The sequence below is a fragment of the Streptomyces sp. URMC 126 genome (assembly GCF_051386555.1).
Lineage (GTDB): Bacteria > Actinomycetota > Actinomycetes > Streptomycetales > Streptomycetaceae > Streptomyces.
The window spans coordinates 1-15,395 of record NZ_JBPQTX010000166.1; the positions used below are offsets into that span (position 1 = coordinate 1).

Genomic DNA, 15,395 nt, shown 5'->3' on the forward strand with positions numbered 1-15,395 from the left:
GACGACGGGGCGGCGGCGGGGCTGTGGCGGTTGTCGGAGCGGCTGACGGGGGTGCGGTGGGGGTGGCCGGCGGGGGTGTGACGCTCCGGCCCCTCTCCCGCGGCGGGTTGCTCCCCCGGCCTCCGCTTGTCGCGGCTCGGCCGCTCGTCCTACATCGCAGGACGGGCCGGACGGGTTGGACTGGCTGGACCGGCCGGACGGTCACTCCAGCCCCGACGCCCGGAGCACGCCCCGTACCCCCTCCCCGTCGATCCGGCTCGCCAGAGCGGCGAGCACCGGCGCGCCCTCCCGCAGCAGCCCCCGTTCCAGGGCCCGCCGGGCCCCGCTCTCCAGCTGGTGCCAGAGCAGCGGGTTCGTCCGCAGGACGCGCGGGTCGAGCTCGACCCGGCCCCCGCCGACGTCCCGGAGGACGAGCCGGGGTGCCATTCCGTCCGACTGCCGGACGCGGGTGAGCAGATCCGTCCGTACCCGCCGCTCCCGCAGCAGCCCGCGGGAGGCCAGCCAGCCGTCGCCGGCGGTGACGCGGGGCGGTCGCAGGACCGCCACCAGGGTGATGCCGAGCGCCGCCCAGCAGCAGGCCCGGGCCGCGTCGAGCTCGCCGCGCAGCAGGTCGACGAGGGTGAGGAGGCCGCCGAGGGCCGTCCCCCAGCACCACGCCTCCCGGGCCTCGCGCCGCCAGCCGCGGTCCCGGGCGAGTACGCCGTCGATGGCCGTGGTGGCGGGGCGCCCGGAGCGGGGCCCGTGTCTGCGCGTCCTTACCGTCGGTCGCCGTCCCATGGCGTGAGGTTAGGGCCGCCCGCTCGGTGATCCCGCGCCCGTTGACGCCAAGCTGACGGAAACGTGTCCGAACCTGACGACCTCCTGACGTTCCCTTGGCAGTGCCCCGGTCAACATCCGTTAAAGAAGCGCCAAGATGGCCACGGAAGGCGCCAAGAAACCGCCAAGGACCAGTGCCTTTCAGTCACCTCCGACGCAGGCTGAGCCTCCCACGTCACGGAGGTACGAACAGAGATGTCCACGCCGGCCCACACGGACGAACGGCCCGCCGACACCGGTGAGGAACCGCCGGATACCGGCGCCGCGACCGCGCGAGACGACGCCCCGCGGGACGGCCGCGAGGACCACGGGGAAGAACGGCACCGGCTCACCGCCGTCCAGGGCCTGGCCGCGCTGTCGCTCGACGCGATGGCCTCCGTCGCGTACGGCCCCGAGTCGATCGTCCTCGTGCTGGCCGCGGCCGGCGCCCACGGTCTCGGCTGCACCCTGCCCGTCACCCTCGCCATCGCGGCCCTGCTCGCCGTGCTCGTCGCCTCGTACCGGCAGGTCATCGCCGCCTTCCCGGACGGCGGCGGCTCCTACGCGGTGGCCAAGCGGCACCTCGGCCGCCGCACCTCGCTCGTCACGGCCGCCTCACTGGTCCTGGACTACGTGCTGAACGTGGCGGTCTCCGTCACCGCCGGCGTCGCCGCCCTCACCTCCGCCTTCCCCGCACTCCACGCCGACCGGCTGTGGATCTGCCTCGGCGTGCTGGCCCTGGTCACCGCGGTGAACCTGCGGGGCATCGCGGAGTCGGCGAAGGCCTTCACCGTCCCGACCGCCGTCTTCGTCGGCTCGATCCTCACCGTGATCGTCGTCGGGCTGTTCCGGGACGCGCCCGCGAGCACCGAGGCCGCCGCCGGGCACGCCTCCGCGCTGAGCTCCGACGCGACCTCGGTCGGCGCCCTGCTGCTGCTCAAGGCGTTCGCCGCCGGCTGCTCCGCCCTCACCGGCGTCGAGGCCGTGGCCAACGCCGTGCCCTCCTTCCGCGCCCCGCGCGCCCGCCGCGCCCAGCGCACGGAGGTGGCGCTCGGCGCGCTGCTGGGCGCCATGCTCATCGGCCTGTCCGTGCTCATCGGCCGTTTCCACCTCCAGCCGGTGGAGGGCGTCACCGTCCTGGCCCAGCTGGCGGACGCCTCGCTCGGCCACAACTGGGCGTTCTACGTGGTGCAGTTCGCGACCGTCGTCCTGCTGGCGCTGGCCGCCAACACCTCGTTCGGCGGGCTGCCCGTCCTGATGAGCCTGCTCGCCCGGGACAACTACCTGCCCCACGTCTTCGCCCTCAAGGCCGACCGCCAGGTGCACCGGCACGGCGTCCTCGCGCTGGCCGCCGTCTCGGCGCTGCTGCTCGTCCTCTCCGGCGGCGACGTCAACACGCTGGTGCCGCTGTTCGCCATCGGGGTCTTCGTAGGCTTCACCATCTGCCAGGTCGGCATGGTCAGGCACTGGCGCGGGGAACGGTCGGCCGGGTGGCGGGGCAAGGCCCTGCTGAACGGTTTCGGCGCGCTGCTCACCGGGGTCTCGGCCGTCGTCGTCACCGCCACCAAGTTCACGGAGGGCGCCTGGCTCATCGTCCTGGCGCTCCCGCTGATGGTGCTGGCCTTCGAGACCGTCCACCGCGCGTACGGCCGGATCGGCGACCGCCTGGAGCTGGGCCGGGTGCCCGAGCCGCCCCGCCGCTGCCACTCCGTCGTGGTCGTGCCCGTCTCCTCCCTCTCCCGGCTCACCAGCAAGGCCCTGACCGCCGCCGTCTCCCTCGGCGACGAGGTCGTCGCGGTCACCGTCACCGGACCCGATGCGGAGGGGCGGCGCGCGGCGGAGTCCCTGCGGCGCGACTGGGAGCTGTGGAACCCGGGCGTCGACCTCGTCGAACTGCCCGCTGCCACACGGGCGTTGGGGCGCCCCATCGTCGACTACGTCCGGGAACTGGCCGACCGCCACCCCGACAACCGGATCACCGTCCTCATCCCGGAGGTCGAACCGGCCCGGCTGTGGCAGCGGTCGCTGCAGAACCAGCGGGGGGCAGTGGTCGCCCATGCCGTACGGCGCGACACGGACGCGGTGATCTGCCGGCTGCGGTTCCGGGTGGACGCGCGGAGGGGCTGAGGCGCCCGGCGCGCGAGGGGCGCGCCCGGCGGGGGCTTCAGGCGAGGAGGGCGAGCAGTTCGCCGTGCAGCGCCTCGGGAGCCACCAGGATGCTCTCCGCCCCCGCCCGCCACGGCCGGCCCGCCAGGTCGGTGACCAGGGCGCCGGCCTCGCGTGCGATCAGGGCGCCCGCCAGCAGGTTGGCGTCGTCCCGCCCGTACTCCCAGAACGCGTCGAGCCGTCCGGCCGCCACGTCCGCGATCTGCCACGAGACCGGGCCGAGGTGGCGTACCGCGGCCACGGCGGGCAGGACGGCGCTCAGCCCGCGGCCGGCCGCCGCCACCGCCTCCGGCCGGCCGGCGGGGAAGGGCGGCTGGGCGGTGACGACGACCGCCGCGGCGAGCTCACCCCCGTCCGCCGGCACGACGGGAACGCCGTCCCGGTGGGCGCCCCCGCCCGCCACCGCCGTGTACGTCTCGCCCGGCATGGCCGAGTGCAGGACGGCGGCGACCGGCTCGCGGTCCCGGACCAGGGCGAGACTGACGCACCAGTGGGGCAGTCCGCGCAGGTACTGGACGGCCCCGTCGATGGCGTCCACCACCCACGCCTCGCCCTTCTCGGGCAGTTCGGTGTCCAGTTCGCCGGCCCACACGGCGGCCGGCGCCGCCACGCGGAGGCGCTCGCGCAGCAGGGCGACGGCCGGTTCGTCCACCGACCGGAAGGTGTCGCGCAGGGTCTCCAGGGTGCGGCCGGGAGCGGGCGGCCGGCGGTCCCGCAGGAACGCGCCGGTCTCGCGGGCGGCGGCGGTCATGGTGGCGAGCAGGTCGGGCACGGGGTCTCCTCGGTGGGGTCGGACGCGGTGCGACAACGATCACCGGGAGAGGGCCAGTACGGTCTCGACCCAAGCGGCGGATGAGCGAAACTGTCGCCCGTGAGCAGGGAAACGAGCGAAGACGTCCTCGACGAGCGGGACCGGCGGCTGGTCGCCGCCCTCCAGTACGACGGCCGGCTGACCGCCGAGCGGGCCGGCGAGGTGCTGGGGCTCAGCCCGCGCGTGGTGCACCGCCGCTGGGCGGCGCTGCTCGGTTCGGGGACGGTACGGGTGGCGGGCCTGCCCCCGGGCGCTCCGGAATCCCCCGGGTCCCCTGGGTCCCCCGGATCCCCCAAGTCCCCGGAGGGCGCGTCACCGGCCGCGATGCTGCTGCGGATCAAGGTGCTGCGCGGCAAGGCCGACGTCGTCGCCAAGGCGCTCGCCGACCGGGACGACATCCCGTTCGTGGACCTCTCGGCGGGCGGCGACGAGATCGGCGCGGTCCTGCTCGCCGACCCCGGCGCGCCGCACCGCCTGGTCTTCCGGCAGTTGCCCGCGACGGGCGCGGTGACGTCCGTCGACGCGCAGACGGTCCTGCACGTCTTCAAGAACGCGCACGAGTGGCGGCACGACGTCCTGACCGCGGCCGAGGCCGCCGCCCTCACCCCGCCCCCGCCCCGGGCGGGCCGGCGCGCCGGTCCGCCGGACGCCACCGACCGCGCCGTGCTCGCCGCCCTCGCCGACGACGGCCGAGCCCCCGCCGCGGCGATCGCCCGCCGGACGGGCCACCCCGAGTCCACCGTCCGCCGCCGTATCGCCGCCCTCCGCGCGGACGGCCTGCTGCGTACGCACGTCCACGTCGACGCGCGGCGGCTGGGCCTGGCGGTGGACGCGAACCTGCTGATGCGGGTGCCGCCCGGGGAACTGGACGCGGTGGGACGGCGGTTGGCCGCCCATCCGGCGGTGCACGGCGCTCTCGCGACGACCGGGGTCAGCAATCTGCACCTGGCGGTGTGGCTGCCCGGGCTGCCGGACCTCTACCGCTTCCTCACGGAGGAGGTAGGGGCGTTGGGGGTGCGGGAGGTGGAGACGGTGCTGGTGGGACGGGCCGTCAAGCGGCCTGGGGGGTGACCGGGGGCCCCGGCCCCGTCCCCCTCACCGCTTCTCGCGGGGGGGGCAAGCCCCCGCGCGGTCGCCCTCGAACGCCGGACGGTCTACAGAAGGGTGGGACCGGGGCCACAACCCCCAAGCGACTACCGCCGCTTCAGCCGCCCCCGCACTCCCTTCAACAGCTCCACGCGCCCCACCCGAACCACCAGCACATCCCGCCCTTCGACAACCTTCGCGTACCACGGCAGCCCGAACCGCTGCCACCGTGCCGCCGCGAGCCGCCCCCGCGGCGGCACGGGCACGGTCCACTCCTCGGCCCCGGCCGAGAGCCGCAGCTCGAAACGCCACTCCCCCGCCTCCGCCGCACAGTCGTACCGCACGGCGAAGGCTCCGTCCGCGCCCGGTGTCACCGGCACCGACCGCACCGCGCCGCTCGCCATCTCGGTGGCCCGCAGCGTCAGGGCGCCGGACGGCCAACCGGCCAGCCCGCACCGGCCGTTCACGACGAGGACGGCGGACCCCTCCCCGGCCCACTCGGCCCCGTCGACGCCCAGGAGCGGCAGCACGCGGTGCCGCGTCTCGCCCACGTCCAGCGACAGGTTCCCGTACGGCTTGGTGGTGAACAGCGCCGCCGCCGTCCCCTCCCCCGTCACGACCGTCACGGTCCCGGCGGTGACGGACTCGGCGCGCCGGCTGCCGAGGCGGGCCTCCTTGGTGACGCCCCGGGCGGCGACCGCGAGGGTGAAGTCCCACAGGCCCGGGGCCGGCGGCGCCCCGCCGGCCGCCGTGGCGAGGTCGACCGTCACGTCGAAGCCCGCGTCGGGGTACCGGAACTGCCCGCCGTCCTCGTCCGCGCCCAGCTCGGGGGTGGGGACGCGGCGTACGGGGAGGCGGTGTTCCACGGCGCTGCCGCGCTTGCGCAGCACCAGCTCCGTCTCGGTCTCGCCGGCTATTCGGTGCACGTACGCGTGCCCGGCCAGCCGCAGCGTGCCGTCCCGCAGCTCGGCGGTCTCCAGGAAGTGGCGGACGCGCAGCTCGGAGGTGATGTCGTAGCAGTCGTCGGGGATGTTGAGGGTGGAGTCGCGGAAGTAGGGGTACTCCGCGTACGCGCGGCCGTTCTCGGTCAGGATGTCGGGGCCCTGGGCGGCGGTGGCGGCCAGGGTGGTGATGCCGTAGCTGGCGGCGCCCCGGTCGAGCTCCCAGCGGACGACGGTGAGGAGCTCGTCGAGCAGCCCGTGCCGGATGAGGTGGCAGCGCAGCCGGACCATGGCGGGGAGCCGGGCGGCCAGGCCCTCGTGGTAGTAGGGCTCGATCAGTTCGCCGAGCTCCTTGAGGAGCTTGTCCTGGGTGTCGCGGTAGGGCTCGCGGCACAGCTGGAGGACGGCGTCGCGCAGCTCGACCGCGAAGTGACGGTGCATCAGCACGTCGCGTTTCTCGCCCGGTTCGGTGTGCCGGGCGACCAGTTCCGTCATCATCCGGAAGAGGTCCATGCGCATCCGGGTACCGTGCGGCTGCGCGGTGATGTTGTTGCCGTCCTCGCGCGCCACCCAGTACAGGCAGTCGTAGTCGGCGACGACGGAGATCGCGGCGGCCTCCAGGTAGGCGGTCGCGGTGAACGGCTGGTCCTCGCCGATCGACAGACCGGTCTCGAACCGCAGGCCGAGCCGGTCGATCAGCTCGCGCCGGAACAGCTTCATCGGATTGAGCGTCCAGTAGACGCGGGACGAGAACACGTCGGTCTTCGGCTGGTTCCGGCCGAACATGGACGTGGGCGCCCGGCGGCCGCCCTCGCCGACGATCCGGCCGAGGACGACGTCGGAGCCGTTCTTGTCGGCGGCGGCGACCATGCGCTCCAGGGCCTCCGGCCCGAGGTGGTCGTCGGCGTCCAGGAAGAAGACGTGGCGGCCGGTGGCCCGGTCCAGTCCCAGATTGCGGGGGCCGGCGGGACCGCCGGAGTTCGGCTGGTGGATCACCCGCATACAGGGCGCGTCCGCCGCCAGCCGGTCCAGCTCGGCGCCGGTGCCGTCGGTGGAGCCGTCGTTCACGACGATCAGCTCGATCCGGTCGGCCCCCAGGGTCTGGTCGAGCACGGACGTGACGCTGCGGGTCACATACGGCATGGCGTTGTACGCGGCGATGATGACCGTGACGTCCGGGCCGGGCATGGGTACGCGCTCCGTTCCTGCGGCCGGGGGCGCGCCCCGGCCGGGTGGGCTGGTCGGTGCCGGGGCCGGGAGCCCGGCGCGGGCCATTTCAGGGTATACGAGGGTGATATCCCGAACGACTGTCCGAAAATCGACCACTCCCCAGGCCCGGCAGGGCTCCCGCGGTGGCCGGAACGATCGACATGCCCCTGTGACACCCCTGTCGTGATCGCGCCCCATCGTTGATCGTTGACCTGTCGGGCCACCGCCCGGCCGAGCGGAACCGGCCCCTGGCCGGCGCACCGGGGACGGGCCCCACCGGCCCCACCGGCCACACCGGAACCGCACAGCCGACGCACTCAAGGGGGACAGCACCATGCCGATCACCCGCAGACGATTCCTCGCCGCCGGCGGAGGGCTCGCGCTCGCCGGCGGGACCGCCGCCGCGTGCGGCTCCAACACCGGGCGCGGCGGCGGAGGTTCGGGCGGCGGCCTGTCGCACTGGTACCACCAGTACGGGGAGGCGGGCACCGAACAGGCGGTCCGGCGCTACGCCGCCGCGTACAAGAAGGCCAAGGTCTCCGTCCAGTGGCGGCCGGGCAACTACGACCAGCAGACCGCCGCCGCCCTGCTCTCCGGCTCCGGCCCCGACGTCTTCGAGGTCAACGGACCCACCGTCGACCAGATCCTCGGCGGGCAGGTCGTCGACCTCACCGACCTGGTCAAGGACGTCAAGGACGACTTCCAGCAGGCCGTCCTGGCCCCCAAGATCCACGACGGCCGGGTCTGGGGCATCCCCCAGACCGTCGACGCCCAGCTCCTCTACTACCGCAAGAGCCTGCTCGACAAGGCGGGCGTCCGGCCGCCGCGCACGCTCGACGAGCTGGTCGACGCCGCCCGCCGGCTCACCGGCCGGCGGACCAAGGGTCTCTTCCTCGGCAACGACGGCGGCGCGGGCGTCCTCGGCGCGACCCCGCTGTACGCCGCCGGCCTCTCCCCCGTCACCGCCGACGGCAAGGTCGGCTTCGACGACCCGGCCGCCGCCCGCACCCTCGCCAAGATCCGCAAGCTGTACGCGGACGAGTCGCTGCTGCTCGGCGCGCCCGCCGACTGGTCAGACCCGTCCGCCTTCGTCCAGGGGCTCACCGCCATGCAGTGGTCCGGGCTCTGGGCACTGCCGCAGATCACCAAGGCGCTCGGTGACGACGTGGGGGTGCTGCCGTTCCCCGCCGACGGTCCGGCGGGGAAGCCCGCGGTCCCGGTCGGGGCGTACGCGGCGGCGGTCAGCGCCCGCAGCGGCCGGAAGGCGGAGGCCAAGGAGTACGTCCGCTGGCTGTGGGTCGAACAGACCGGCTACCAGGAGGACTTCGCCCTCTCCTACGGTCTGCACCTCCCGGCCCGGATCTCCCTCGCCCGGAAGGCGGACCGGCTCCGGCAGGGGCCCGCCGCGGAGGCGGCCCGGTTCGCGGCCGAGCACGGCCACGCCGACCCGCTGCTGTGGACGTTCGCGAGCAAGGTGGCGTACCAGGACGCGCTGAGCCGGATCATCAAGGACGGCGCCGATCCGGAGGGGCAGCTCAAGGCGGTGGTCCGGACCACGGAGGCCGAGCTCGCCCGCGTCCGGAAGAGGTCCTGAATGCCTCCGGCCGCACCCCGCCCGCTCAGGCCGAAGACCGACCGCCACCCCCCCGCGCCAGCCGGCCGCCGGCAGCGGAACCGTACCCTCTGGTTCTGGGTCTTCGTCGGCCCCTTCGCCGCCGGCCTCGCGCTGTTCACCTACGTCCCGCTCGGCTGGAGCGTCTACCTCAGCTTCTTCGACGCCCACAACACGGTCACCCCCAGCGACTTCACCGGGTTCGGCAACTACCGCCGCATCCTGTCCGACCCGGAGTTCCGCTCCTCGCTGGCCACCTTCGCGGTCTTCACCGCGATCATCGTGCCCGCCACCTTCGCGCTCTCCCTCGCCCTGGCGCTCGCCGTCAACCGGCTGCGGTGGGCGCAGGCCTTCTTCCGCTCGGTCTTCTTCCTGCCGACCGCCTGCTCCTACGTGGTCGCGGCCCTGATCTGGAAGATGTCGATCTTCAACGGGGTGCGCTTCGGCCTCGCCAACACCGTGCTCGGCTGGTTCGGCGCCGAACCCGTCGCCTGGCTGGCGACCACCCATCCGCCCTGGTACTGGCTGGTCATCGGCTCGGTACGGCTCTGGCTCCAGACCGGCTTCTACATGATCCTGTTCCTGGCCGGACTCCAGCGGATCCCCGTCCGGCTGTACGAGGCGGCGGCGCTCGACGGGGCGCGCCCCGGCTGGCAGACGTTCCGCCACATCACGTTCCCCGCGCTGCGCGCCACCTCGGTGGCGGTGGCCCTGCTGCTCGTCATCAACGCGTTCCAGGCGTTCGACGAGTTCTTCAACCTGCTCTCGGACGCGCGCGGCTACCCGCCGTACGCCCGGCCGCCGCTGGTCTACCTCTACTACACAGCGCTCGGCCAGGGGCAGGACCTGGGCCTGGGCAGCGCGGGAGCGGTCGTGCTGGCGCTGGTGATCGCCGTGGTGACGGTCGCCCAGGCGCGCTGGTCCCGTCTCGGCCGCAAGGAGGAGTGACGCCATGGTCACCAAGCAGACTGGCCGCGGTACGGCCGGGAGGACCGAACCCGTGCACGACGCCCTCGCCCGCGCCGGCCGCGCGCTGCGGCTGGCGCTGCTCGTCGCGCTGGCCGTGCTGTTCCTGGTCCCGTTCTACCTGCTGGTACGGAACGGGCTGGCCGCCGAGAGCGACATCACCGCCGCCGACTGGACCTTCTTCCCCCGCGAGCTGCACTGGTCGAACGTCCGCGAGCTGTTCGACGACCCCAACGTGCCGATGGCGCACGCCCTGTTCAACTCCACCGTGATCGCCGTCGCCACGACCGCCGGCACGCTGATGCTGGCCTCCCTCGCCGGGTACGGCCTGGCCCGCATCCCGTACCGGCACGCGAACGCCGTCTTCTACGCGATCCTGGGCACCCTGATGGTCCCCGCGGCCGTCACGTTCGTGCCCTCGTTCGTGCTGGTGTCGTCGCTGGGCTGGGTCTCCACCCTGCGCGGCCTGATCGTGCCCACCCTGTTCAGCGCCTTCGCCTGCTTCGTCTTCCGCCAGTACTTCCTCGGCTTCCCCCGGGAGCTGGAGGACGCCGCCCAGGTGGACGGGCTGGGGTACTGGCGGACGTACTGGCGCGTCGTCGTCCCCAACTCGCGGCCGGTCTTCGCCGCCGTCGGCACGATCGTCTTCATCGGCGCCTGGAACGCCTTCCTGTGGCCGCTGGTCATCGGGCAGGACCGGGACGCCTGGACGGTGCAGGTGGCGCTGTCGGCCTTCACCAACGCGCAAGTGGTCAACCTGCACGAACTGTTCGTCGCGGCGGCGGTGTCGATCGTGCCGCTGCTGGTGGTGTTCCTGTTCCTCCAGCGGTACATCGTGGCGGGCGTGGAACGCTCGGGCATCGACGACTGACCGCCCGAACAACACCCCCGAAGAGCTCGACCAAAAGGAACCAACGGAAGGGAAAACCCGAAAGATAACAAACAAACACCAGCCACCTAGACCACCAGAACCACGCCCCACCTACATGGCCCAGGGCGACCCCTCCCGGAACGCCGGCCGGTCCCTGCGCGGCTGCGGCCGGTGGCCGCCGCGCAGCAGGGCCGCGCCGAGCGGGGTGAGGGTGTGCAGCACGGCGCTGCCGTGCCGCAGTGTGAGCACCAGGCCGGCCTCGCGCAGCACGCCCGCGTGCTGGCTGGCGGAGGCCGCCGACACCCCGACGCGGCGGGCGAGTTCGCTGGTGGTGCAGCCGCCGCCGATGGATCCCAGCACCGCCGACCGGGTCTGTCCGACCAGCTTGCCCAGCGAGCGCGGCGCCGCCTGCACCGGCGGGGCGGACTGCGAGCAGTGCCCGGCCGGGTAGACGAGGACCGGCGTCAGGTCCGGGTTCCTCAGCGTGACGGGGTTGCCCCGGCAGAAGAAGGACGGCACCAGCAGCAGCCCCCGGCCGTTCAGGTGCAGGTCGCGGTCGACCGGGTAGTCGCACTCCAGCACGGGCGCGTGCCAGCGCATCGTGGGCGGCAGCGAGGACAGCAGCGCGTCCGCCCCGCCGTCGAGAAGGGCCCGGCCGCGTACGGCGCGGTCGGCCTCGATCCGCGCCTGGATGTGCGCCCAGTACGGCGCGATGGCCGCCTCGTGGTAGTCGTGCAGGGCGGCGATCAGCTTGCCGAAGGCCCTCGCGTCGCCCTCGGCGAGCGATCGTATCCAAGCCGGCAGGGTACGGACCGTGGACAGCCGGCCGAGCTCGTCGTGGATCCGTTCGGCCGGAGTCGCGCGCAGCGCCTCCACGCCGGTCTCCAGTCCGAGTACGCCTTCGGCCGGTGTCAGGAAGTCCGGGAAATAGCCCCGGGGCGGAACCAGCGGGGCCAGCAACCGAGTTTCACTATTCAACCGAGTACGGGTTTCGGTGCGCCAATCGCCGAAGATCGACTCGCCTTGTTTGTCCCGCAGCCGGTGCAGACTCAATACGGTTTCCCAGAGCACGTCCGGGTCTCCGGCCAGGCGCAACCGGGCCAGATCGAGTCCAGTGAAATGGACACGCAGCACCAAACCCCCACATGAGACATCCGCCGTCACCCCCCGCCCACTGAGTATGCACACCGATACGTGCTGTTACCACGCCCTTTTGGCCACAGTTGAAAGGACTCGCGGCGAACACCCCGAGAGCGAAATGCTATTCACGCACTCAGGGCCGCCCCAGCTCGTTCCCGTGGGGGGTGGCGAGCGAAAAAGCGGTCGCTGAGTATGCGAGTTGCCGCCCGAGCCGATGCGGGCGGCAACAACTCCCGGTGGGGGAGTAAACGAGGGGCGGCGCTCCCGCACGAGCGCCGCCCCTCCGCCGTGCCGCCGGCTCCCCGGCGGCCGTCCGGGGTACGGGCTGTGACCCCTCGGCTGCGCTCCGGTGATCCGCTCGTGGCCCTCGCGTTACGCCCGGGTTAACCGCGTACCGGACACGGCACCCGTAGCCACCGGACGGCCCGCGCCGCCCTCGGAAACCGCCTGAAGCCGCCCGCGGCGACGACCGCAGCCCATGGGGAAAGGCGGAAGGGGCGGCCCCGTGCGCGAGACCGCCCCTTCCCCGGTACCGGAGCCGCCGTCGGTCCGAGGGTCGAGGTCATCCCATCGGCGGCTCCGGAGCTCATCCGGCCGGTGTCACCGGCTGTCGCTCACCGCCCCGGTCAGGGCGGCGGCACGGCCGGCCTCCAGGCGGGCGACGGGGATGCGGAACGGGGAGCAGGAGACGTAGTCCAGGCCCACCTCGTGGAAGAAGTGCACCGACTCCGGGTCGCCGCCGTGCTCGCCGCAGACGCCGAGCTTGAGGTCCGGGCGGGTGGCCCGGCCGGCCTCGGCCGCGGCCCGCACCAGGGAACCGACGCCGTCCTTGTCGATCGTCTCGAACGGGCTGACGCCGAAGATGCCCTTCTCCAGGTACGCGGTGAAGAAGCTGGCCTCCACGTCGTCCCGGGAGAAGCCCCAGACCGTCTGCGTCAGGTCGTTGGTGCCGAACGAGAAGAACTCGGCGGCCTCGGCGATCTGACCGGCCGTCAGGGCGGCGCGGGGCAGCTCGATCATGGTGCCCAGGGTGAGCTTGAGGCTGGTGCCGGTGGCGGCCTCGACCTCGGCGATGACGCGCTCGGCCTCCTCGCGGACGATCTCCAGCTCCTGGACCGTGCCCACCAGCGGGATCATGATCTCGGCGCGCGGGTCGCCCTTGGCGTTCCGCCGCTCGGCCGCGGCCTCGGCGATCGCCCGGACCTGCATGGCGAACAGGCCGGGGATGACGAGCCCGAGGCGGACGCCGCGCAGACCGAGCATCGGGTTCTGCTCGTGCAGCTTGTGGACGGCCTGGAGCAGGCGCAGTTCGTTCTCGTGCGCCTCCTGGCGGGCCTCGGCGAGCGCGACGCGCACCGAGAGCTCGGTGATGTCGGGGAGGAACTCGTGCAGCGGCGGGTCGAGGAGGCGGACGGTCACCGGGAGCCCGTCCATGGCCTCGAACAGCTCGACGAAGTCGGCCTTCTGGAGTGGCAGCAGGGCGCCGAGGGCCTCGTCGCGCTCGGTCTCGGTGTCGGCCAGGATCAGCCGCTCGACCAGCTCGCGCCGCTCGCCGAGGAACATGTGCTCGGTGCGGCAGAGGCCGATGCCCTGGGCGCCGAACCGGCGGGCGCGCAGGGCGTCCTCGGCGTTGTCGGCGTTGGCGCGGACGCTCAGCCGGCGCATCCGGTCGGCGTAGGCCATCATCCGGTGGACGGCCTGGACGAGCCCGTCGGCGTCGTCGGCGCCCGCGTGCATCCGGCCCTCGAAGTACTCGACGACCGGCGAGGGGACGACCGGCACCTCGCCGAGGTAGACCTTGCCGGACGAGCCGTCGATGGACACGACGTCGCCCTCCTCGATGACGATCCCGCCCGGCGCGGTCATCCGCCGCCGCTTGGTGTCGACCTCGAGCTCCTCGGCGCCGCAGACGCAGGTCTTGCCCATGCCGCGGGCGACGACGGCCGCGTGCGAGGTCTTGCCGCCGCGCGAGGTCAGGATGCCCTCGGCGGCGATCATGCCGTCCAGGTCGTCGGGGTTGGTCTCGCGGCGGATGAGGATGACCTTCTCGCCCGAGCGCGACCACTTGACGGCGGTGTACGAGTCGAAGACGGCCTTGCCGACGGCGGCACCCGGCGAGGCGGCGATGCCGCGGCCCAGGAACTCGGTCTTCGCCTTCTCGTCGAAGCGCGGGAACATCAGCTGCGCGAGCTGACTGCCCGTCACCCGCTGGAGCGCCTCGGCCTCGGTGATCAGGCCCTGGTCGACGAGCTGCGTCGCGATGCGGAAGGCGGCACCGGCGGTGCGCTTGCCGACGCGGGTCTGGAGCATCCACAGCTTGCCGCGCTCGATCGTGAACTCGATGTCGCACAGGTCGCGGTAGTGCGTCTCCAGCGTCTCCATGATCTGCATGAGCTGGTCGTACGACGTCTTGTCGATGCGCTCCAGCTCGGCGAGCGGCATGGTGTTGCGGATGCCGGCGACGACGTCCTCGCCCTGCGCGTTCTGCAGGTAGTCGCCGTAGACGCCCTGGTGGCCGCTGGCGGGGTCGCGGGTGAAGGCGACGCCGGTGCCGGAGTCGGGGCCGAGGTTGCCGAAGACCATGGAGCAGACGTTGACGGCGGTGCCCAGGTCGCCCGGGATGCGCTCCTGGCGGCGGTAGAGCTTGGCGCGGTCGCCGTTCCAGGAGTCGAAGACGGCCCTTATGGCCAGGTCCATCTGCTCACGCGGGTCCTGCGGGAACTCCCGGCCGGTCCGCTCGGCGACGATGCCCTTGAACCGCTCGACCAGCGCCCGCAGGTCGTCGGCGTCCAGCTCGACGTCGGTGGAGACGCCCTTGGCCTCCTTGGCCTCCTCCAGCGCCTCCTCGAAGAGATCGCCGTCGACGCCCAGCACGGTCTTGCCGAACATCTGGATGAGGCGGCGGTACGAGTCCCACGCGAACCGCTCGTCACCGGCCTGCGCGGCGAGGCCGGCCACGGACTCGTCGGAGAGGCCGATGTTGAGGACGGTGTCCATCATGCCGGGCATCGAGAACTTGGCGCCGGAGCGGACGGAGACCAGCAGCGGGTCGTCGGCCTGCCCGAGCTTCTTGCCCATCCGGGCCTCCAGCGCGTCCAGGTGCGCGGTGACCTCGTCCCGCATCGCCGGCGGCTCCTGGCCCTCGGCCAGGTAGACCTTGCACGCCTCGGTGGTGATGGTGAACCCGGGCGGCACCGGAAGACCGAGGTTGGTCATCTCGGCGAGGTTGGCGCCCTTGCCGCCGAGCAGGTCCTTGAGGTCCTTGTTGCCCTCGGTGAAGTCGTAGACGAACTTCTGCTGATCTTCGGATACCGGCACGGAACTCGACTCCTTCACTGGACCTCCCGGGGAAAAGCGCTGCCGCAGTGGGGAGGGTTGCCCTGACGGCGGGGAGCGTACCCAGATCGAAGGCTTCTGAGGAGGTCCACTCCAATGACATGAGGCCGTAACCGGCTGTCTGCCAACAGATCGAAAGTCGCCTGTCCGGTCGGGGTTTACCGATGATCCCTTCACATCTTGAACGCGAAGTGACGGTGCGAGGTGGAGCACACACCTGCTGTTGATATTTGGGCCGTTCGGCCGTCATCTTCTGAAGCCAGAGCGGGTGGCACTGAGTGCCACCCTTAGGAAGGTGGACGCCCCTGATTTGCGCTCATGTGAGCGCACCCCCTATCAGAGGTGGCGAGAATCACGCCGCAGGAGTAGCCCGTCCGGCCCATGAAAAACGCCGGACGGATCAGCCCGTCCGGCGTTTGAGGACAACCGCGCGCAGCGCGGTTTCGGGGGGTGGGGGGGGGT

The 15,395-nt window shown here is 72.8% G+C and carries 10 protein-coding genes; 5 read left to right on the forward strand and 5 right to left on the reverse strand.

Translation table 11 applies throughout. From position 1 onward, the window contains the following. Positions 1-201 precede the first annotated feature (201 nt). On the reverse strand, positions 202-777 hold the full coding sequence (locus ACSNOK_RS20180; protein WP_436782124.1) for a hypothetical protein: 576 nt from the start codon (positions 775-777) through the stop codon (positions 202-204). Between the two features lie 234 nt (positions 778-1,011). On the opposite strand from ACSNOK_RS20180, the gene ACSNOK_RS20185 reads away from it, so the two are divergent. Continuing rightward, positions 1,012-2,922 (forward strand): APC family permease, encoded by a 1,911-nt coding sequence (locus ACSNOK_RS20185; RefSeq protein WP_436782125.1) that lies wholly within the window; start codon positions 1,012-1,014, stop codon positions 2,920-2,922. 37 nt (positions 2,923-2,959) lie between these two features. Here the strand turns inward: ACSNOK_RS20185 and ACSNOK_RS20190 are convergent, their stop codons facing one another. Next, positions 2,960-3,733 carry an inositol monophosphatase family protein gene (locus tag ACSNOK_RS20190; protein ID WP_436782126.1) on the reverse strand — a complete coding sequence of 258 codons (774 nt, stop codon included), beginning with the start codon at positions 3,731-3,733 and terminating at the stop codon, positions 2,960-2,962. Positions 3,734-3,832: 99 nt separating this feature from the next. Between ACSNOK_RS20190 and ACSNOK_RS20195 the strand changes: the two genes are divergently transcribed. Continuing rightward, positions 3,833-4,843 carry an Lrp/AsnC family transcriptional regulator gene (locus ACSNOK_RS20195; RefSeq protein ID WP_436782127.1) on the forward strand — a complete coding sequence of 337 codons (1,011 nt, stop codon included), beginning with the start codon at positions 3,833-3,835 and terminating at the stop codon, positions 4,841-4,843. 122 nt (positions 4,844-4,965) lie between these two features. Here the strand turns inward: ACSNOK_RS20195 and ACSNOK_RS20200 are convergent, their stop codons facing one another. Next, positions 4,966-6,987 carry a glycosyltransferase family 2 protein gene (locus ACSNOK_RS20200; RefSeq protein ID WP_436782128.1) on the reverse strand — a complete coding sequence of 674 codons (2,022 nt, stop codon included), beginning with the start codon at positions 6,985-6,987 and terminating at the stop codon, positions 4,966-4,968. Between the two features lie 355 nt (positions 6,988-7,342). On the opposite strand from ACSNOK_RS20200, the gene ACSNOK_RS20205 reads away from it, so the two are divergent. Genes ACSNOK_RS20205 through ACSNOK_RS20215 form a run of 3 tightly spaced genes read left to right on the forward strand, consistent with a single transcriptional unit; the run spans position 7,343 to position 10,457 of the window. After that, entirely contained in the window at positions 7,343-8,602 is a 1,260-nt protein-coding gene (locus tag ACSNOK_RS20205; RefSeq protein ID WP_436782129.1) for an ABC transporter substrate-binding protein, read from the forward strand. After that, positions 8,603-9,568: a carbohydrate ABC transporter permease gene (locus tag ACSNOK_RS20210; protein ID WP_436782130.1), complete on the forward strand. Its 966-nt coding sequence runs from the start codon at positions 8,603-8,605 to the stop codon at positions 9,566-9,568. A 52-nt stretch (positions 9,569-9,620) separates the two neighbouring features. Further along, a complete protein-coding gene (locus tag ACSNOK_RS20215; RefSeq protein WP_436782133.1) occupies positions 9,621-10,457 on the forward strand; it encodes a carbohydrate ABC transporter permease in 837 nt (278 codons plus the stop codon). Positions 10,458-10,568: 111 nt separating this feature from the next. Here the strand turns inward: ACSNOK_RS20215 and ACSNOK_RS20220 are convergent, their stop codons facing one another. Both ACSNOK_RS20220 and ppdK read right to left on the reverse strand, forming a co-directional pair. Continuing rightward, positions 10,569-11,591: an ArsR/SmtB family transcription factor gene (locus ACSNOK_RS20220; RefSeq protein ID WP_436782131.1), complete on the reverse strand. Its 1,023-nt coding sequence runs from the start codon at positions 11,589-11,591 to the stop codon at positions 10,569-10,571. Positions 11,592-12,197: 606 nt separating this feature from the next. Next, a complete protein-coding gene (gene ppdK / locus ACSNOK_RS20225) occupies positions 12,198-14,915 on the reverse strand; it encodes a pyruvate, phosphate dikinase (RefSeq protein ID WP_436782132.1) in 2,718 nt (905 codons plus the stop codon). Positions 14,916-15,395: the final 480 nt, after the last annotated feature.

Bases quoted from the DNA above. Each gene is read 5' to 3' on its own strand.
- ACSNOK_RS20210 (WP_436782130.1), top strand. From the start codon at position 8,603: ATGCCTCCGGCCGCACCCCGCCCGCTCAGGCCGAAGACCGACCGCCAC.
- ACSNOK_RS20180 (WP_436782124.1), bottom strand. From the start codon at position 777: ATGGGACGGCGACCGACGGTAAGGACGCGCAGACACGGGCCCCGCTCC.
- ACSNOK_RS20185 (WP_436782125.1), top strand. From the start codon at position 1,012: ATGTCCACGCCGGCCCACACGGACGAACGGCCCGCCGACACCGGTGAG.
- ACSNOK_RS20205 (WP_436782129.1), top strand. From the start codon at position 7,343: ATGCCGATCACCCGCAGACGATTCCTCGCCGCCGGCGGAGGGCTCGCG.
- ACSNOK_RS20200 (WP_436782128.1), bottom strand. From the start codon at position 6,987: ATGCCCGGCCCGGACGTCACGGTCATCATCGCCGCGTACAACGCCATG.